The 19155-nt window shown below is 45.6% G+C and carries 11 protein-coding genes; 2 read left to right on the top strand and 9 right to left on the bottom strand.

The features are described from left to right. Positions 1-13 precede the first annotated feature (13 nt). From H8706_RS05240 to miaB, 7 genes are read right to left on the bottom strand one after another with little or no spacing between them, the layout of a single operon-like run. Positions 14-1204 (bottom strand): HlyD family efflux transporter periplasmic adaptor subunit, encoded by a 1191-nt coding sequence (locus H8706_RS05240; protein ID WP_262431768.1) that lies wholly within the window; start codon positions 1202-1204, stop codon positions 14-16. Between the two features lie 36 nt (positions 1205-1240). Further along, positions 1241-1468 (bottom strand): RNA chaperone Hfq, encoded by a 228-nt coding sequence (gene hfq / locus H8706_RS05235; protein WP_262431767.1) that lies wholly within the window; start codon positions 1466-1468, stop codon positions 1241-1243. Continuing rightward, positions 1465-2427: a tRNA (adenosine(37)-N6)-dimethylallyltransferase MiaA gene (miaA, locus tag H8706_RS05230; protein WP_262431766.1), complete on the bottom strand. Its 963-nt coding sequence runs from the start codon at positions 2425-2427 to the stop codon at positions 1465-1467. The genes hfq and miaA overlap by 4 nt, the downstream gene beginning before the upstream one ends. Then, positions 2427-4541 carry a DNA mismatch repair endonuclease MutL gene (gene mutL / locus H8706_RS05225; RefSeq protein WP_262431765.1) on the bottom strand — a complete coding sequence of 705 codons (2115 nt, stop codon included), beginning with the start codon at positions 4539-4541 and terminating at the stop codon, positions 2427-2429. Before mutL ends, miaA begins: the two co-directional genes overlap by 1 nt. A 25-nt stretch (positions 4542-4566) precedes the next feature. Next, on the bottom strand, positions 4567-7179 hold the full coding sequence (gene mutS / locus H8706_RS05220) for a DNA mismatch repair protein MutS (RefSeq protein ID WP_262431764.1): 2613 nt from the start codon (positions 7177-7179) through the stop codon (positions 4567-4569). A 25-nt stretch (positions 7180-7204) separates the two neighbouring features. Next, the gene (locus tag H8706_RS05215) at positions 7205-7600 is read right to left on the bottom strand and encodes a YlbF family regulator (RefSeq protein WP_178348082.1); all 396 of its coding nucleotides are present in this window, start codon (positions 7598-7600) and stop codon (positions 7205-7207) included. A 30-nt stretch (positions 7601-7630) separates the two neighbouring features. Next, a complete protein-coding gene (gene miaB, locus H8706_RS05210; RefSeq protein ID WP_262431763.1) occupies positions 7631-9040 on the bottom strand; it encodes a tRNA (N6-isopentenyl adenosine(37)-C2)-methylthiotransferase MiaB in 1410 nt (469 codons plus the stop codon). Positions 9041-9451: 411 nt separating this feature from the next. Here miaB and H8706_RS05205 point away from each other — a divergent pair, with 411 nt between their 5' ends. Both H8706_RS05205 and pyrR read left to right on the top strand, forming a co-directional pair. Continuing rightward, the gene (locus tag H8706_RS05205) at positions 9452-10792 is read left to right on the top strand and encodes a uracil-xanthine permease family protein (RefSeq protein ID WP_262431762.1); all 1341 of its coding nucleotides are present in this window, start codon (positions 9452-9454) and stop codon (positions 10790-10792) included. Between the two features lie 2 nt (positions 10793-10794). Beyond that, entirely contained in the window at positions 10795-11331 is a 537-nt protein-coding gene (pyrR, locus tag H8706_RS05200; RefSeq protein ID WP_262431761.1) for a bifunctional pyr operon transcriptional regulator/uracil phosphoribosyltransferase PyrR, read from the top strand. 157 nt (positions 11332-11488) lie between these two features. Here pyrR and rpoC read toward each other — a convergent pair whose 3' ends face one another. Next, positions 11489-15223 carry a DNA-directed RNA polymerase subunit beta' gene (rpoC, locus tag H8706_RS05195; RefSeq protein ID WP_178347678.1) on the bottom strand — a complete coding sequence of 1245 codons (3735 nt, stop codon included), beginning with the start codon at positions 15221-15223 and terminating at the stop codon, positions 11489-11491. 18 nt (positions 15224-15241) lie between these two features. Then, on the bottom strand, positions 15242-19066 hold the full coding sequence (rpoB, locus tag H8706_RS05190) for a DNA-directed RNA polymerase subunit beta (RefSeq protein ID WP_262431760.1): 3825 nt from the start codon (positions 19064-19066) through the stop codon (positions 15242-15244). Between the last annotated feature and the right edge of the window lie 89 nt (positions 19067-19155).

The following is a 19155-nucleotide window of genomic DNA, read 5'->3' as shown; positions in this document are numbered from 1 at the left end:
TTTTGCCGTTTTGCTAATGCTTTGGCGACGTTGAAACCTCGTCGTAAAGCAAAAGCGCGTTTGCGTCGGCATTGTTTTCTCTTACAATCGCGTATTTTTCATCTTTATAAATAATCTCAACCGTTTTAAACTTTTCGGTATTGTCGTTAACCACATAAACGCCGTCAACGCCGTCTTTTTTGGTGAGCGCGCTCACGGGAACTTTAAGTCCCGAATAAATATTTTTGATAAGCTCAACGTCAACCGAGCGCTGCATATACGAATCTGCGTCGTATGCCGTGGTGCTCACCACAATAACGTGATTTGAACCCTTATCGTCCGAGATGGACATAATGTTGCCCTTGATGTTTCTGCTGTCGTCGTTTATGCGGATAAAAACCTCCTCGCCGACTTCAAAATCGGCACATCTGTCCTTGTCCGCGGCAAGAGCAACGCACCACATATAGTTGTCAATAAGCTTGATTTCGTTTTTTTCTTCTCCGCCTTTTTCCTCATTCTTTTTGAGTGTTTCGGCGATATTTTTAAAATCGGAATATTTCAAATTCTTTGCGTTGTCAACGCTCAAAACGTCCTCGTAGCCGTCGGTGTGTGATATAAACACTCCCGGCGTCGGCGCATAAACGTTCTGCTCAAACTCTGCAAGCTGTGCTTCAAGCTCGTTTTTCTGCGCGGTGAGGTTTTCCAAATCGGTTTTTATTGCCGCGCCCGACGAATCGACCTTATTTTTCTTGTCGTACAAAGCGGAAATCTCCGCCTTGGTTTCGGTTATTTTTTTGTTGTCGCCGATATTCGTGTAGTAGACAAGGCTTGAAACCTTTTCGGAAATTTTGCTGTCCAGCTTGTAAACGTCGTCTGTAAAATTGTCGCTCACCTTTTTTGCGCTTTCAAGCTCGTCTATGCGTTTGTTGATTTTCGCAAGATTTGCCTGAACCTCACTGTCGGCGTTTTCGTTTACAACCGAGGCGATAAGCTTTCCTGCCGGCACAAGCGTGCCGTCCGCAACTTTAGCGGAAATTGTACCCGAAAGGTTTGTGTCGATTTTCTGTTCGCTGCGGATTATAATTCCCATATGCTTTGTGGTGTTTTCCATACTTCCCGAAAAAACCATTTCCTTGCCGGACGCCGGATTAACCATAAAATACGAAATGAGAACAACCGCTAAAACCGCGCAAACAAGTAAAAGTTTTGTATATTTTTTATTCAACCCTGCGTCACCGCCAAATCAAATTTTTATCACAAATCAGTTTTCGTATTTTGAAAAATCAACCGCGCGGCGCGGAATAATCGTAGACACCGCGTGTTTGAAAACAAGCTGTTCTTTGCCGTTTACTTCAAGCATAATTGTGAAATTGTCAAAGCTTCTCACCTGACCGTTGAACTGAAAACCGTTTGTAAGGTAAACGGTAACGTCAACCTTTTCTTTTCTCACAGCATTCAAAAATACGTCCTGAAAATTTGTCTGTTTCATAAAATGTTTCTCTCCCTTTTCGCATTGTTTATAATTTCTTCGCATAGTCCCGCCATTTTTTCGCACGGTAAATTTTTTGCGTCAATCCAATTTATGCTTTTGTCGCGCATAAACCAGGTGTACTGGCGCTTTGCATATCGGCGCGAATTGCGTTTTAAAAGCTCTGTCGCCTCAAAAAGCGTTGTTTTGCCGTTTAAATAATCTATAATTTCGCGGTAGCCGATTGCCTGCGACGACGTTTTTGAAAAGCCTCTTTCGCTTTTTAAGATTTTTTCAACCTCGCCGATAAGACCGTTTTTTATCATCCCGTCCACTCGCGCGTTTATTCTTTCGTAGAGAACGGCATTTTCAAGATAAAGCCCGATTTTAACGCAGTCTATGCCGTTTGCGTTTTTGTTTGCGTCACTGTCGTTTTCGGTTTTTGTTTTGCCCGTAACGTGATAAATTTCCAGCGCACGGATAACTCTTTTCACATTGTTGCAGTGAATTTTTTCCGCACTTTCTTTATCAATTTTTTCGAGCATTGCGTGAAGATATTCACTGCCTTTTTCCTCGGCGGTTTTTTTAAGATATTCCCTGTATTCCTCATCATTTGCCGTAACGGAAAAATCGGTGCCGTTTAAAAGTGCGTCGGCATAAAGCCCCGTACCGCCCACTACGAGCGGAAAAAAACCGTTTTCAAAAATTTCGTTTACTGCCTTTTTAGCCTCACCGGCATACCGCACAACGTTGTATTCCTCCCACGGCTCGGCAACCGAAAGCATATAGTGCTTAACACCGCACATTTCGTCCTCCGCCGCTTTTGCCGTGCCGATATCCATATGCCTGTAAACCTGCATAGAATCGGCGGAAACAATCTGCGCGTTTATCTTTTTTGCCAGCAAAACCGACGTTTTTGTTTTGCCGACGCCCGTGGGTCCCACAATCGCGGCGGCAAAAATTCTGTTTTTATCAGTCATCAGACAATCCTTTTAAACTCTTTTTCCAAATCTTTTTTGCTCATTTTTATTTCTATCGGGCGCCCGTGCGGACAGGTGTTTATGTTTCCGAGTGTGTAAACATTTTGCACAAGGTCCTCCATTTCCTTAAACGAAAGCGGAGTATTGCCCTTTACGGCGCGCTTGCACGCCATTGTGTGCAGCGAAATTTCCGACAAATCGGTTAAATCGACCTTGCTTTTGTTTTGCAGAATTTCTGCGATTTCAACAACCAATCCGTCAATACTGCAACCCTCCAGCGCTGCCGGGATTTTTCTTACTATAACTACATTGTCGCCGAAACCGTCGATTTCAAAACCGAGCGAATTAAAAAATTCTTTGTTTGCCGACACCGTTTCAAAAAGCGTCGGCGCAAGGTTTACCGTAGCAGGAATGAGCATAATCTGCGACAGAATGCTCTTGTTTTTGTAGTCCTCGGCAAACTCTTCAAAATAGAGCCTCTCGTGCGCGGCGTGCTGGTCGATAATGCACATTTCACCGCTTTTTTCAATTATTATATATGTTGAAAAAATCTGCCCCACAATTCTGAAATCTATTCCGGCTTTAAGGTTTGCGCCGTTTGTTTGCACATTCCTTTCGCTGCCGTCATTTTCATATACATTGAGCTTTGCGCTGTAATCGGCGGTTTCGCTCTCCTTTACCGCATTTTTTTCGGAATTTTCCGAAGTCTTTTTTATGCTTTCATACGTTTCGGCTTTTGACGCAGTGCGCACAAATTCGTCGTCGGGATAATATTCGCCCTCGTCGTTTAACGTTTTTGTGTCCGCTTTCGGCTTTAAATCGTCAATCGTGACGCGCTCGGCTCTCGGAATTTGAGTGTTAACCGCGCCGTTTTGAGTATCTGAAACTTTCTCTTCACTATTTATATGTTTTTCCGATTTGATTTCGGTGTTTTCTTCTTTTTTAATATCAGGTTTAATATCGGAAATTTTTATATCCGTTTTGTCCGCGCGATAGCTTCCTTTAGGCTTTACAAACGCGTCGCGCAAAAGGTTTATGTCAATCTGATTTGACTTTTTTATGCCCTCCGGAACGTCGAATTTCTTCTTTTCAGCCTTTCTCTCGGGCATTTTCATTTCGGGCACGACGCGCTTTTTCTCCAGCGCGTTTTTCACCGCCCAGTAAACCGCCTCGAAAACCTTTTTGTCGTCCGAAAAACGCACCTCCATTTTTGTGGGGTGAACGTTAACGTCCACAAACGCGGGATTTACCTCAACATTCAGCACCGCAAACGGGAATTTTCCCACCATAACGGTGTTTTTGAACCCCTCGGAAAGCGCCGCGGAAAGTGCTCTGCTGACAAAATTTCTGCCGTTTATAAAAAATGTCTGATACGCGCGCGTGTTGCGCGAAATCTGCGAATTTCCGATAAATCCCGATACGCGGATATTTTCGTCGGAATAGTCAACCTCGATTATATTTTTTGCGTAATCCGCGCCGTAAACGGCAAAAATCGCATTTTTTAAGTTTCCGTCGCCTGCCGACGTCACCGTTTTTGACTGACTTATGTATTTCACCGCGACCGACGGATTTCCCAAAATCACCTTGTTCATCACGTCGGTGATATACGCCGTTTCCGCCGAATCTTTCTTCAAAAATTTCATACGCGCCGGCGTGTTGAAAAACAAATCGCGCACGATAACCGTCGTGCCGTCCGCACAGCCCGTTTCGTCCTCCTCAAGAACTTTTCCGCCTTTTACGGTGATGAGCGAACCGAAATTATCGGCTTTTGTTTTGGTGAAAACCTCAACCGACGACACCGCCGCAATGCTTGCAAGCGCCTCTCCGCGGAAACCGAGCGTCATAATTTTTGCAAGGTCGGCGCCGTTTTTGATTTTGCTTGTCGCGTGAGGCAGAAACGCGGTTTTAAGGTCGTCTTTCTCAATTCCTCCGCCGTTGTCGGTCACGCGGATATACGACATACCGCCGTTTTTAATCTCGACGGTAACACTTGCAGCGCCTGCGTCTACGGAATTTTCCACAAGCTCTTTTACCACCGATGCGGGACGCTCTACCACCTCGCCTGCGGAAATCATATTTGCGACCTCTTCTGTTAAAACGTTGATTTTTCCCATAAACGCACCTCCTTATATCTCGGATTTATTCGTTTTCCGAAACAATTTTCTGAAGTTTATAAATTTCGTTCAGCGCCTCAATCGGCGTGAGCGTTGAAATATCGTAATTTTTAATCATTCCGATAACCTTGTTTGAAATTTCCTCGCTTGACGTCTTGCCGGCATCATAGCTTATGCTTTTGTGCTCGTGCGAAAATTCGCCTTTTTCAATGTTCGCCAAAATTTCTTTTGCGCGCGAAACAACCTTTTTCGGCACGCCCGCAAGATGTGCAACCTCAATACCGAAACTGTCGTCGGTTCCGCCTTTTACGATTTTGCGCAGGAATGTTATATCGTCGCCGTGCTTTTTAACCGCAATGGAATAGTTGTTCACGCCGTCAATTTCGTCCTCAAGGGCGATAAGCTCGTGATAGTGGGTTGCAAAAAGCGATTTTGCGCCGATAAGGTTTTTGTCGCTCAAATATTCCACCACCGCCCACGCGATTGAAAGTCCGTCAAACGTGCTTGTTCCGCGTCCGATTTCGTCCAAAATGAGCAGGCTTTTTTTGGTCGAATTGTTCAAAATGTTTGCAACCTCGTTCATTTCAACCATAAACGTACTCTGCCCTGCCGCCAAATCGTCCGACGCGCCGACGCGTGTGAAAATTTTGTCCACAACGCCTATTCGGCACTCGCTCGCCGGCACAAAACTGCCGATTTGCGCCATCACCGCGATAACCGCCGTCTGGCGCATATATGTCGATTTACCTGCCATATTCGGACCGGTTATAATCGCAAACCTGTTTTTGTCGGTGTCAAGATATGTATCGTTCGGCACAAAAAGCGAGTCGGTCAAAAACTTCTCGACTATCGGGTGTCTGCCGTTTTTAATGTCGATAACATCGCTGTCGTCCACCGCCGGCTTAACATAGCCGTTCGACTCGGCAACAAGCGCGAACGACGACAAAACGTCTATCACCGCAACAAGCTTTGCCTGAAGAAGAATTCTGTCCATATTTCGGCTAACCGCGTCGCGCACCGCGCAGAAATCGTCATATTCAATCGCAGTGACGCGCTCGTTTGCGCCGAGAATGGTGTTTTCCACATCTTTAAGCTCCTCGGTGATATATCTTTCACAGTTTGTAAGCGTTTGCTTCCTTATATATCTGTCGGGCGCTTTGTCGATGTTCGATTTTGTGATTTCAATATAATATCCGAAAACTCGGTTGTATGAAATTTTAAGGTTTTTAACACCCGTCGCCTCGCGCTCTCTCGCCTCAATTTCCGCGATAATGCGCGCGCCGTTTTTAACGGTGTCTTTAATTTTGTCAAGTTCGGGGTCGAACCCGGGTTTTATCATACCGCCCTCGCGCACGGTCAGCGGAGGGTCGTCAACAAACGCGGAATTTATAAGTTTATACAAATCGGTTGCCGCGTCAAGGCTTTCCGCAATGCGCGTTAAATACGGCGTTTCAAAATCTTTTGAAACCTGTTTTATTTCAGAAAGAAACAAAAGACTGTTTTTGAGCGCCACCAGTTCGCGCGCATTCACCGAACCGTAAACCACCTTTGACATAATTCTTTCAATGTCGCCTATTCCGCCGAGCGCTTTAACCGCCTCGGAGCGCACGGCGATGTTTTTTACAAAAAACTCCACCGCGTCAAGACGCATATTTATCTCGTCCGAATTTATAAGAGGCTGTTCAATCCATTTTCTCAAAAGGCGCGCGCCCATACTTGTGGACGTTTTGTCGAGTATTCCCAAAAGCGAGCCTTTTTTGCCCTTGTCGCGCATTGTTTCGGTAAGCTCAAGATTTCTGCGCGACGAAAGGTCGATTTCAACAAAAGACGACGAATTGTAAACGCTCGCATTTGAAATGTTTGAAAGCGACACTTTCTGCGTGTCGTCAAGATATTTGAGTGCACCGCCCGCGGCGCGGAGAGCATATTTATTTTCGCCGAGCGCCTGTTCCGACTCGGAATACGCGCCGAATTTTTCTCTCACTCTGTTTTCGCAGTCCGCAAGTTCAAAATCCTCGTCGGGAACATAGCTTAAATAAAAATCACAGCGTTTTTTTAAGTTTGCGAAAATTCTTTCAAATTTAAGCGCGCTTTGGTTCACGATAATTTCGGTCGGCTTGTAACACGCAATAACGTTTGCCATTTTGCCCTCGGCAATGTCCTGTCTGCCGTAAGTCGCGAAAAAATCGCCCGTCGAAACGTCGGCAAAACAAATGCCGAAATTTTCGTCGTCGGTATAAATGCACGCAAGAAAATTGTTTGTACTGTCCGAAAGCGCCATATCAAGGTTCGCCGTTCCGGGGGTTACAACCCTCACAACGTCGCGCTTTACAATGTCTTTTGCAAGCGCCGGATCCTCCATCTGCTCGCAGATTGCAACCTTATATCCCTGTTTTACAAGGCGTGCAATGTAGCTTTGCACGCTGTGATACGGCACACCGCACATCGGCGCTTTTTCCTCTTGTCCGCAGTTTCTGCCCGTGAGCGTAAGCTCCAAAACCTTTGAGGCAATCAGCGCGTCGTCGAAAAACATTTCGTAAAAGTCGCCGAGCCTGAAAAACAAAAGACAGTCTTTATACTGCTCTTTCACCTGCAAATATTGCTTCATCATAGGTGTAACAGCATTTTTATCAGCCATAGTCAAAGAAACCTTTCCCTAAAAATTAGTGATGGCATCCGCCGCAGGACGAACAGCTTCCCGTACAGCCTTCCTCGTTGTCCTTGCCCGAAACGTAGTAACCCAAAATGCCGTTGATTTTGCTCATAAGATTAGAAAAATTCTGCTGTGCGTCAACATATGCCGCAATGCTCCTGTTCGCCATAATTTTCTCAAAAGCGGCCTTCGCGTCGTTCTGAATAACCTCAAATTCCTCTTTTGTGATGTCGGGGTTGGATGCTTTTTTTGTGAGGTCCTCGCGCGTTGTGTGATATTCCATCATAAGTTCAACCGCCTCTTTATCGTCAAGCTGATTTGCCTCGGCAAGCTTAAATGCTTTAAATTCCTCGCTCTCGGCAATCATAATTCCCAGCTCTTTTGCTTTGTCCATAATATCCTGCATAATAAAATTCTCCTTTATAATAATAAAAATTTATACCAATTCACCCGAAAGTGACCAAGTATGCGCATTTGTGATTTTAACCCTGACTATCTTGCCGACAAGGCTTTTTTCGCCTTTAAAGTTGACGATTTTTCCGCCGTCGGTTCTGCCCGTCATAAAGTCGGGGTTGGTTTTGCTTTCGCCCTCAACCAGAATGTCAAATTCTTTTCCGTCGTATTCCTTGTTTTTCTCGGCGGAAATAATATTTTGAAGTTCTAACATTCTGTCGAAATTTTTCTTTTTTTCTTCTTTGGTAAGAACGTCCTCCATTTTTTCGGCAGGCGTTCCGTGCCTTTTTGAATATATAAACGAAAATACGCTGTCGTATCTTACGGTTTTCAAAACCTCCATAGTATGCTCGAAATCGTCGTTGTCCTCGCCGGGAAAACCCACGATAATGTCGGTTGTGAGCGTGACGTTCGGAATTTTTTCCTTAACTTTTCTTATTTTTTCAAGATACTGCTCACTTGTGTATTTTCGGTTCATAGCCTTTAAAATTTTGTCGCTTCCGCACTGTATCGGCAAATGGAGCTGTTTGCAGACCTTTTTGTTCTGCGCCATCACGTCGATAAGCTTGTCCGACAAATCTTTCGGATGGCTCGTCATAAAGCGTATGCGCTCAATTCCGTCCGCCTTTGAAACCTCGTTTAAAAGGTCGGGAAAGTCGATGTAGCCGTCAATGTCCTTGCCGTAGGAATTTACATTCTGCCCGAGGAGCATAATTTCCTTAACTCCGTTTTCGGCAAGATTTTTTACTTCCTTCATAATGTCCTCTTTCATACGGCTTCTCTCGCGACCGCGCACATACGGCACAATGCAGTAGGTGCAGAAATTGTTGCATCCGTACATAACCGAAACGCCGGCAAGAGGCGAATTATCGCGGTGCATAGGCAGATTTTCGGCAATTTTGCCGTCCTCGTTGACAAACTCGATAACGCGTTCGTGAAAATTTTCGGCATTGTAGAAAATTTCGGGGAAACGGTAGAGCGAATGTGTGCCGAACACAATATCAACGTGCTTGTATCGCTTTTTAATCTGCTCCACAATGTGCTCCTGCTGCATCATACAACCGCAGACGCCGATAATAAGGCTCGGTTTTGCGCGTTTCAGCGCTTTCAGCGCGCCGATATTTCCGAAAACCTTAAGCTCCGCGTTTTCGCGCACGGCGCAGGTGTTGTAGATGATAACGTCCGCCTTGTTTTTGTCATCGGTCTTTTTATAGCCCATTTCTTCAAGCATACCCAAAAGGCGCTCGGAATCGTTTACGTTCTGCGCACAGCCGTAGGTTTCCACAAAAGCAAATTTTTCACTCCCTGCGTTAATCTCCGCAACAAGCCTTATAATCCGCTTTTGATTTTCTATTTCTTCATTTGTGACATTTACATTTTCTCGTTTTGACATTTTGTTCCTCTTAAACGCTTTAAATTATAATCCATATAATTATATCACAAAATTAAAAATATGTAAACCGAAAATTAAGATTTTGCATAAATTTTTTTACAAAGTTTTGCACAAACACTTTTAAATTTTTGTGCAAACCGATTTTTTGATAAAATTTTTACAAAAAATTGGTACAAAAAACGTCAAAAAATTACAATATTTTCAAAAACCGCTTTACATTTGGAAAAATGTATGATATACTTTTTGCAACAAGTAGGATATCTTTAAATCCGATGCGGGACGTCGGCAAGATTGACAATAGTATTACTGCGCTTATTTTGCCTTGTCCGTGTTATGCTTCGGACAAGGCATTTTTATTATTTAAAAATATCCTATAATTTTAACGCCCAAAAGGGCAGACAGGAGATTTTTATGAAACTTATCTACGACGTAAACGACAAGCCTAAATTCGGGCAGCTGCTCGTGTTCGCATTCCAGCAGCTTCTTGCAATTTTGGCGGCAACAATCGCGGTTCCGTCCATCATCGGCAACGGAATGTCGCAGTCGGCGGCGCTTTTCGGCGCAGGTGTCGGCACAATCGTATACCTTTTGTTCACAAAATTCAAAAGCCCCGTGTTCCTCGGCTCGTCTTTCGCGTTCCTCGGTTCAATGTTCGCGGCTTTTGCGGGCGCCGTTTCGGTTGAGGCAGGTCACGCCGGACTCATTATCGGTGCAATTTTTGCAGGTCTTGTATATGTTGTAATCGCAATCGTAGTAAAATTTGCGGGCGTAAAATGGATTGACAAACTTATGCCTCCCGTTGTAATCGGACCCACAGTTGCAATCATCGGACTTTCACTTTCGGGCAACGCAATCGGCGATATGCTTAAATTTGCCGAATTTGATGCGGCAAACTCGGTTTACGTCATGGGCGCTAAAGGCTGGATCGGTCTTATCTGCGCGCTTGTAACACTTCTCACTGTTATGATTTGCTCGGTTTACGGCAAAAAAATGACAAAACTTATTCCGTTCATCATCGGTATTCTCGCAGGCTACGCTGTTGCGGCAATTTTCACCGTAATCGGCATTAAAACGGGAAATGACAACTTTATGGTTATCGACTTCTCGCTCTTTAACAATATGCAGTGGTACCCCGACTTCACATTCTTTAAGGCTAAAAAAGGCTTTGCGGCGGTTGACGCAAAATACATAGCTACAATAGCGGTTGCATATGTTCCTGTTGCATTCGTTGTTTTTGCGGAACACATTGCAGACCACAAAAACCTTTCAAGCGTTATTGACAGAGAGCTTTTGAAAGAGCCGGGACTTCACAGAACACTCCTCGGTGACGGCGTCGGTTCAATGGTCGGCGCAATCTTCGGCGGATGCCCCAACACAACATACGGCGAGTCGGTAGGCTGTGTTGCAATCACAGGCAACGCGTCTGTTGTAACAATTCTCACAACGGCGATTATGGCAATTCTTATCTCGTTCTTCGGACCGTTTGTAACATTCCTTGCAACAATTCCGTCGTGCGTAATGGGCGGTGTGTGCGTAACACTCTACGGCTTTATCGCGGTAAGCGGTCTTAAAATGCTCCAGAATGTAGACCTCAACGACAACAGCAATCTCTTTGTTGTATCGGCAATCCTCATTGCAGGTATCGGCGGTATGGCACTCAAACTCGGTCAGGTTACACTCACCGAAATCGCTTGCGCGCTTATTCTCGGAATTATCGTAAACCTTATCCTGTCGAAAAAAGCGAGTGAATAATTATGAAGCTTAAATCCGAAATTCTGGACAGCTCGGCATTTAACCGTGCTCTGGTTCGCATAGCACACCAGATTATCGAAAAAAACAGCAATGTTGAAAATCTTGCGGTTATCGGAATAAAAACGCGCGGAGTGCCCATTGCACAGCGCATTGCAAAAAACATTTACGATATTGAGGGTGTGAAAGTGGACGTCGGTGTTTTGGACATCACGCTCTACCGCGACGATTTGTCGCACATCTCGCCCGACCCGATAATCAATTCAACCGATATAAATTTCGATATAAACGGCAAAACGGTGGTTCTTGCGGATGACGTGATATACACGGGCAGAACGGTGCGCGCGGCAATGGACGCGGTGATGAGCATCGGCAGACCCGACAAAATAGAGCTTTTCACAATGGTAGACCGCGGACACAGAGAACTTCCTATCCGCGCCGATTTTGTGGGAAAAAATCTTCCCACGTCGCACTCGGAGGTTGTGAAAGTTAACCTCACCGAAACCGACGGCAAGGACAATGTGGAAATATATTCGCTTTAAAATTAAAATTAATTTTCAGCCGTCTGCAAGTATTTGCAGAATATAAAATAAAAGTCTGAACATCATTTCGGTGTTCAGACTTTATTTTTACGCCTACTAAAAGGCTTGTTCACACAAAGTGAACAAGCCTTAATTTTGTCAGTCTGTTTTATACCAATCAGTCGATATTTATATCGTCCGACTGCACGATAGGAGTTACAACTTCAATGTCGTTGTAAACTTTCATACCCGTGCCGGCAGGTATAAGCTTACCGATAATAACGTTTTCTTTAAGACCGATAAGCGGGTCTTTTTTGCCCTTGATAGCGGCTTCGGTGAGAACTCTCGTTGTTTCCTGGAACGATGCCGCCGACAGGAACGACTCGGTTGCAAGCGCGGTTTTGGTGATACCCAAAAGCACCTGTTTAACAACCGGCACAGCAACGCCTTTTTCTTCAGCCTCTGCCTTTTTGTCGAGATATTCGCCCTTATCAATAAGCGAACCGAGAATAAGATCTGTTTCGCCGGGATCCTCAACCTTAACTTTGTGCATCATCTGACGTACGATAACTTCGATGTGCTTATCGTTAATATCAATACCCTGCAATCTGTAAACCCTCTGAACCTCCTGGATAAGGTACTGCTGAACTGCGTCCGCACCCTTTTCGGGGATTTTGAGCAAATCCTGCGGATAAATCGAACCCTCTGTAAGTTCGTCGCCCGCATTGAGCACCTGACCGTTGGTGATTTTTATTCTCGAACCGTACGGGATAAGATATGTTACACTCTCGCCCGTTTCCTGGTTTGTGATAACAACTTCGCGTTTTGTCTTTTCTTCAACAATCTGCGCAACGCCTGCAATCTCGGTGAGAATTGCAAGACCTTTAGGACGTCTTGCCTCGAAAAGCTCCTCAACTCTGGGCAGACCCTGTGTAATATCGTCACCGGCAATACCGCCCGAGTGGAACGTTCTCATTGTAAGCTGTGTACCGGGCTCACCGATAGATTGAGCCGCGATGATACCAACCGCCTCGCCGACATTAACAAGTTTGCCCGACGAAAGGTTAGAACCGTAGCATTTTGCGCAAACGCCGATTTTTGACGAACATGTAAGAATTGAACGGATTTTCGCTTCCGTAACGCCTGCTTTTGCAACTTTATCGGCAATTCTCTCGTCCATAAGCTCGTTTCGTTTAACCAAAACTTCGCCTGTTTCGGGGTGAATAATATCCTCCGCACAGGTTCTGCCGACAAGTCTGTCTTTAAATCCTTCAATAATTTCGTTGCCGTCTTTAATATCTTTAACAACGAGATAATCCTCTGTTCCGCAGTCGTCCTCGCGAATGATAACATCCTGCGAAACGTCGACAAGACGTCTTGTGAGGTATCCCGAGTCGGCTGTACGAAGCGCTGTATCGGTAAGACCTTTACGCGCACCGTGCGACGAAATAAAGTATTCCTGAACGTTAAGTCCCTCACGGAAGTTAGCCTTGATAGGCACTTCGATTGTTCGTCCCTGTGTATCCGCCATAAGTCCGCGCATACCTGCGAGCTGTCTTATCTGGTCGATACTACCGCGGGCACCGGATTTAGCCATCATATATATCGGGTTAAATTCGTCGAGGCTGTCAACCAGCGCGTTTGTAACGTCGTCCACTGTCTTGCTCCAAGTCTGAACAAGTGCATCGTGGCGCTCATCGTCCGACAAAAGACCGCGTTTGAACAGTTTTGTAATTTTTTCGATTTCCTTTTCCGCGCCGTCGAGAAGTTCCGCTTTTGCCGCAGGAATTTCCATATCTGACACCGAAATGGTGATTGCACCCTTGGTGGAATATTTAAAGCCGAGCGCTTTAATTCTGTCAAGGACGTTTGCGGTTTCGGTTACATCGTGAACCGCGATACATTTATCAACAATTTTTCCGAGCATTTTTTTGTCGACAATGAACGAAATTTCAAGAACGAATTTGTTCTCGGGCTTGCTTCTGTCAACAAATCCCAAATCCTGCGGAATGTTATCGTTAAATATAAGTCTGCCGACGGTCGCGTCGATAATGCCCTCCTCAGTTTTGCCGTCGATTTCTTTTGAAACGACAACTTTAATCGGAGCGTGGAGGCCTACCGCACCTTCGTCGTAAGCCATAATAGCCTCGTTGTAGCTTGAAAAAGCTTTGCCCTCGCCGATTTCGCCGGGGAAGCAGCCCTCCTCGGTGAACTGCGCCTCTTTTTTGCCCTGCGCTTTAAGCTCGGCATTAACTTTTACAAGCGCTCTGCCGGTATCCGAATCGGTAAGATAAGTAACTTTATCGCCAACCTTAAATTCCGAGTCGCCGCTGTCGGTAATTTTAACCTTCTTCGGCTTGGTGATTGTAAGGTAGTAACTTCCGAGAACCATATCCTGTGTAGGAACGGTAACAGGTTTACCGTCTTGAGGCTTTAAGAGGTTGTTTGCCGAAAGCATAAGGAAACGTGCCTCTGCCTGTGCCTCGGGCGAAAGCGGAACGTGAACCGCCATTTGGTCGCCGTCGAAGTCCGCGTTGAATGCACTGCACACGAGCGGGTGAAGCTTTAACGCTCTGCCCTCAACCAAAATCGGCTCAAATGCCTGAATACCGAGTCTGTGAAGTGTAGGCGCACGGTTCAAAAGCACGGGGTGGTCTTTGATAACGTCCTCGAGCATATCCCAAACCTCGGGGCGCACTCTTTCAACCATTCTTTTCGCGCTCTTTATGTTATGGCAAAATCCGTCGCCGACAAGCTTTTTCATAACGAAAGGCTTGAACAGTTCAAGAGCCATTTCTTTAGGCAAACCGCACTGATAGATTTTGAGTTCCGGACCTACAACGATAACCGAACGTCCCGAATAGTCAACACGTTTACCGAGAAGGTTCTGTCTGAAACGTCCCTGTTTACCTTTCAAAAGGTCGGAAAGCGACTTAAGCGGTCTGTTTCCGGGGCCGGTTACGGGGCGTCCGCGTCTGCCGTTGTCGATAAGCGCGTCAACAGCCTCCTGAAGCATTCTCTTTTCGTTTCTTACGATAATTTCGGGAGCGTCAAGCTCCAACAATCTTTTAAGACGGTTGTTACGGTTGATAACACGTCTGTATAAATCGTTAAGGTCGCTTGTTGCAAATCTTCCGCCGTCCAGCTGAACCATAGGACGCAAATCGGGCGGAATAACGGGAACTGCGTCCATAATCATCCACTCGGGTTTGTTGCCCGAAATTCTGAACGCCTCCACAACTTCCAATCTTTTTGCAACTCTTATTTTTTTCTGTCCCTGTGCTTCCTCAAGCTCATTTTTAAGCTCTGCCGAAAGCTTTTCAAGGTCTATTTCACAGAGTAATTTTTTGATTGCCTCCGCGCCCATAGCCGCCTCAAATTTGTCTTTGCCGTATTTTTCAACGGTGTCGCGGTATTCCTTTTCGCTCAAAACCTGTTTTTCAACAAGGTTTGTTTTGCCGGGATTTATAACCACGTATGACGCGAAATACAAAATCTTTTCAAGATTTCTCGGCGACATATCGAGGATAAGTCCCATTCTTGACGGTATGCCTTTAAAATACCAGATGTGCGAAACAGGCGCCGCAAGCTCGATATGACCCATTCTTTCACGTCTTACCTTTGAGCGTGTAACCTCAACTCCGCATCGGTCGCAGACAATACCTTTATATCTTATTCTTTTATATTTTCCGCAATAGCACTCCCAGTCCTTCTGCGGTCCGAAAATTCTTTCACAGTAAAGTCCGTCGCGCTCGGGTTTCAAAGTCCTGTAATTGATTGTTTCGGGCTTTTTAACCTCGCCGTGCGACCACTCTCTGATTTTCTCCGGAGATGCCAAACCGATTCTTATTGCTTCAAACTCATTGTTTGCCTCATCATCAGTGTGCGCTGTATGATTTTCAACATTACACAAATCAGTCACTCCCCTTTCTTAAAACAAATCGTCATCGTCGTTTTTGACGTCCAAATCAACGTCGCTGTCCAAACTGTCAAGACTGTCAATATCGTCCAAATCGAGAAGATCCAAAACATCGTCATCTGTCTTGGGCATTGATTTAAGAAGATTTTCGGTGATGTCCAAATCCTCCTCGTTAGGCTCCTTGTCCTCGTCGAACAAAGGCTCGTCAATATCGTCAATCATCATATCAATATCCTTGTCCTCGTCGCTCTTGCCCTCAATCGAGTCGATAATATCGTCGTCGTCCGCGATAGGCATAAGCTTCATATTGCTTGTGTCGTCATCGTCAACCGACTCTTTAAGCTCGATTTCGTTGTCGTTGCCGTCAAGCACTTTTACGTCAAGCGACAAGCTCTGAAGCTCTTTTATAAGAACCTTGAACGACTCCGGAATACCGGGCTTGGGCACATTTTCGCCCTTTACGATACTCTCGTATGTTTTTACACGGCCGACAATATCGTCCGACTTAACGGTGAGAATTTCCTGCAGGGTGTACGCCGAGCCGTAAGCCTCGAGCGCCCAAACCTCCATCTCACCAAATCTCTGACCGCCGAACTGCGCTTTACCGCCGAGAGGCTGCTGTGTAACAAGCGAGTACGGACCCGTGCTTCGTGCGTGGATTTTATCGTCAACAAGGTGATGCAGTTTGAGGTAATACATATAACCTACCGTTACGGGGTTGTCGAACGGCATACCCGTTCTTCCGTCGTAAAGCACTGTTTTGCCTGTTTTGCTCATACCTGCTTTTTCAAGAGTTTCCATAATGTCTTCCTCGGTTGCACCGTCAAATACGGGGGTTGCAATCTTCCAGCCGAGCTTTTTAGCCGCATAGCCGAGATGCACCTCAAGCACCTGACCGATGTTCATTCGGGAAGGTACGCCGAGCGGATTTAACACAATCTGGAGCGGTGTGCCGTCAGGGAGGAACGGCATATCTTCTTCGGGAAGTATGCGCGATACAACACCTTTGTTACCGTGACGTCCCGCCATTTTGTCGCCGACTGAAATTTTTCTCTTCTGTGCGATATAGCATCTTACCACCTGGTTTACTCCGGGAGGAAGCTCGTCGCCGTTTTCACGCGTGAACACTTTAACGTCCACGATAATACCGCTTTCGCCGTGAGGAACGCGGAGCGACGTATCTCTTACTTCTCTTGCTTTTTCGCCGAATATTGCGCGGAGAAGTCTTTCTTCAGCCGAAAGCTCGGTTTCGCCCTTGGGTGTAACCTTGCCGACGAGAATATCGCCCGACCTTACCTCTGCGCCTATTCTTACAATACCTCTTTCGTCCAAATCCTTCAATGCGTCCTCGCCGACGTTGGGAATATCGCGTGTGATTTCCTCCGGTCCGAGTTTTGTATCTCTGGATTCCGACTCGTATTCTTCTATATGAATTGACGTAAATACGTCCTCTTTAACCAAGCGCTCGTTAATAAGAACCGCGTCCTCGTAGTTGTAACCTTCCCACGTCATAAAGCCGATGAGAATGTTTTTGCCGAGTGCGATTTCACCCTGTGAGGTTGACGGACCGTCCGCGATAATATCGCCTTTTTCCACCGCCTCGCCTTTTTTAACGATAGGTTTCTGGTTTATGCAGGTACCCTGGTTGGAACGGAGGAATTTGGTAAGCTTATAAGTTCTCAAATTTCCGTCTTTTTCTTTAATGATGATGGTATCTGCCGAAACAAAATCAACAATACCGTCCTCTTTTGCAAGGACAACAACGCCCGAGTCTTTCGCCGCCTTATATTCCATACCCGTGCCGACAATCGGAGGGTCGGGATTAAGGAGCGGAACCGCCTGACGCTGCATATTCGAGCCCATAAGCGCACGAACCGCGTCGTCGTTTTCGAGGAACGGAATCATGGCCGTAGCAACCGAAACGAGCTGTTTCGGCGAAACGTCCATATAGTCAACCTTGTCATTTTCTATTTCAACAAATTCGTCCTGGTAACGAACGATAATTTTCTTTTTCGCAAACTTGTTGTCCTCGGTGAGAACCTCGTTTGCCTGCGCGATTTTGTAGTTATCCTCAATATCCGCAGTCATATATTCGATTTCGTCGGTAACAACGCCGGTTTCTTTGTCAACCTTGCGGTAAGGCGCCTCAATAAAGCCGAATTCGTTGATACGCGCATAGCACGAAAGCGAGTTAATAAGACCGATATTCGGGCCTTCAGGAGTTTCGATAGGACACATTCTGCCGTAGTGCGAATGGTGAACGTCACGAACTTCAAAGCCTGCGCGCTCACGGCTCAAGCCGCCGGGTCCGAGCGCCGAAAGACGTCTTTTATGCGTAAGCTCTGCAAGAGGGTTGTTCTGGTCCATAAACTGCGACAGCTGACTGCTTCCGAAAAACTCTTTAATCGCCGACACAACAGGGCGCGAGTTGATAAGGAGCTGCGGAGTTACCGAGTCTAAATCCTGTGTGGTCATTCTTTCTTTTACAACTCTTTCAAGGCGCGCAAAACCGATACGGAACTGGTTCTGTAAAAGCTCGCCGACCGCTCTTATTCTTCTGTTTCCGAGATGGTCGATGTCGTCGGTTGTGCCCATACCGTATGAAAGGTTGTTGTGATAGTTAATCGACGCCAAAATATCGTCAAGAATGATGTGCTTGGGAATAAGCTCATCAATTCTGATTTTGATTTCTTCTTTAATTTCTTCTTCGGTTTCCTTGCTGCCGAGAATTTCGGAAAGCACGCTGTAACGCACTTTTTCGGTAATTCCGAGGTCGGACACGTCAAAATCAACGTGGTCCGCAAGGTGAACCATACCGTTTGAGAACACTTTGATTTCCTTGCCCTCAAACATAAGATAAACAACATTAACGCCCGATTTTTCAATTTCCTTGGACGCGTCAATGCCGATAATTTCGCCTTTTTTAACGTAAATTTCGCCTGTTTCGGGGTCGACAATATCCCTTGCCGCCTCAAAGTTTCTTATTCTTCTCGAAAGCGCAAGCTTTTTGTTGAATTTAAATCTGCCGACTTTGGACAAATCGTAGCGTTTGTCGTCGTAAAAAAGCGCATTCAAAAGACTCGTCGCGCTCTCCACCGTGGGAGGCTCGCCGGGACGGAGTTTTTTATAAATTTCGATAAGCGCTTCTTCCGTGCTCTTTGTCGGGTCTTTTTCAAGCGTGTTGATAAGCTTTTCGTCCTCGCCGAAAAGCTCCAAAATCTGCGCGTTTGTGCCTATTCCGAGCGCTCTTATAAGAACAGTAACGGGAAGTTTTCTCGTTCTGTCAATTCTAACCGAAAATACGTCGTTTGAATCGGTTTCGTATTCAAGCCAAGCACCGCGGTTGGGGATAACCGTGGCAAAATAAAGCTTTTTGCCGATTTTGTCAAACTGCATATCGTAATATATGCCGGGCGACCTTACAACCTGGCTGACAATAACACGCTCTGCGCCGTTGATAATGAAAGTACCCTGGTCGGTCATAAGCGGAAATTCACCCATAAAAATTTCCTGCTCTTTAACCTCGCCCGTTTCTTTGTTGATGAGTCTTACCTTCATTTTAAGCGGTTTCGAGTATGTAGCATCTCGTTCTTTACATTCCTCAACCGAATATTTGGGGTTGTCCTCCAAATAATAATCATTGAATTCCAGCAAAAGATTGCCCGAGAAATCGGTAATCGGCGACACATCGTGCAATACCTCTTTCAATCCCTTTTCGAGAAACCAGTTGTAGGAATCAATTTGAACTTCGATTAAGTTTGGCATTTTGGACTGATCCTCGTTGATACGGGAAAAGCTCATACGTTCGTTTCTGCCAAGCTTTATAGGATGTACCATAGAACAAATCACCTCATTTAAAATTTTGGGACGCTTACCGCAGCCGAAACGCACATTCCGGCAGCACAAAAAGCACATTTTGGCATAAG

Origin of the sequence: Qingrenia yutianensis (assembly GCF_014385105.1) — a bacterium.
Classification (GTDB): Bacteria; Bacillota; Clostridia; order UMGS1810; family UMGS1810; genus Qingrenia; species Qingrenia yutianensis.
This window is presented reverse-complemented; position numbering and strand designations above follow the sequence as displayed.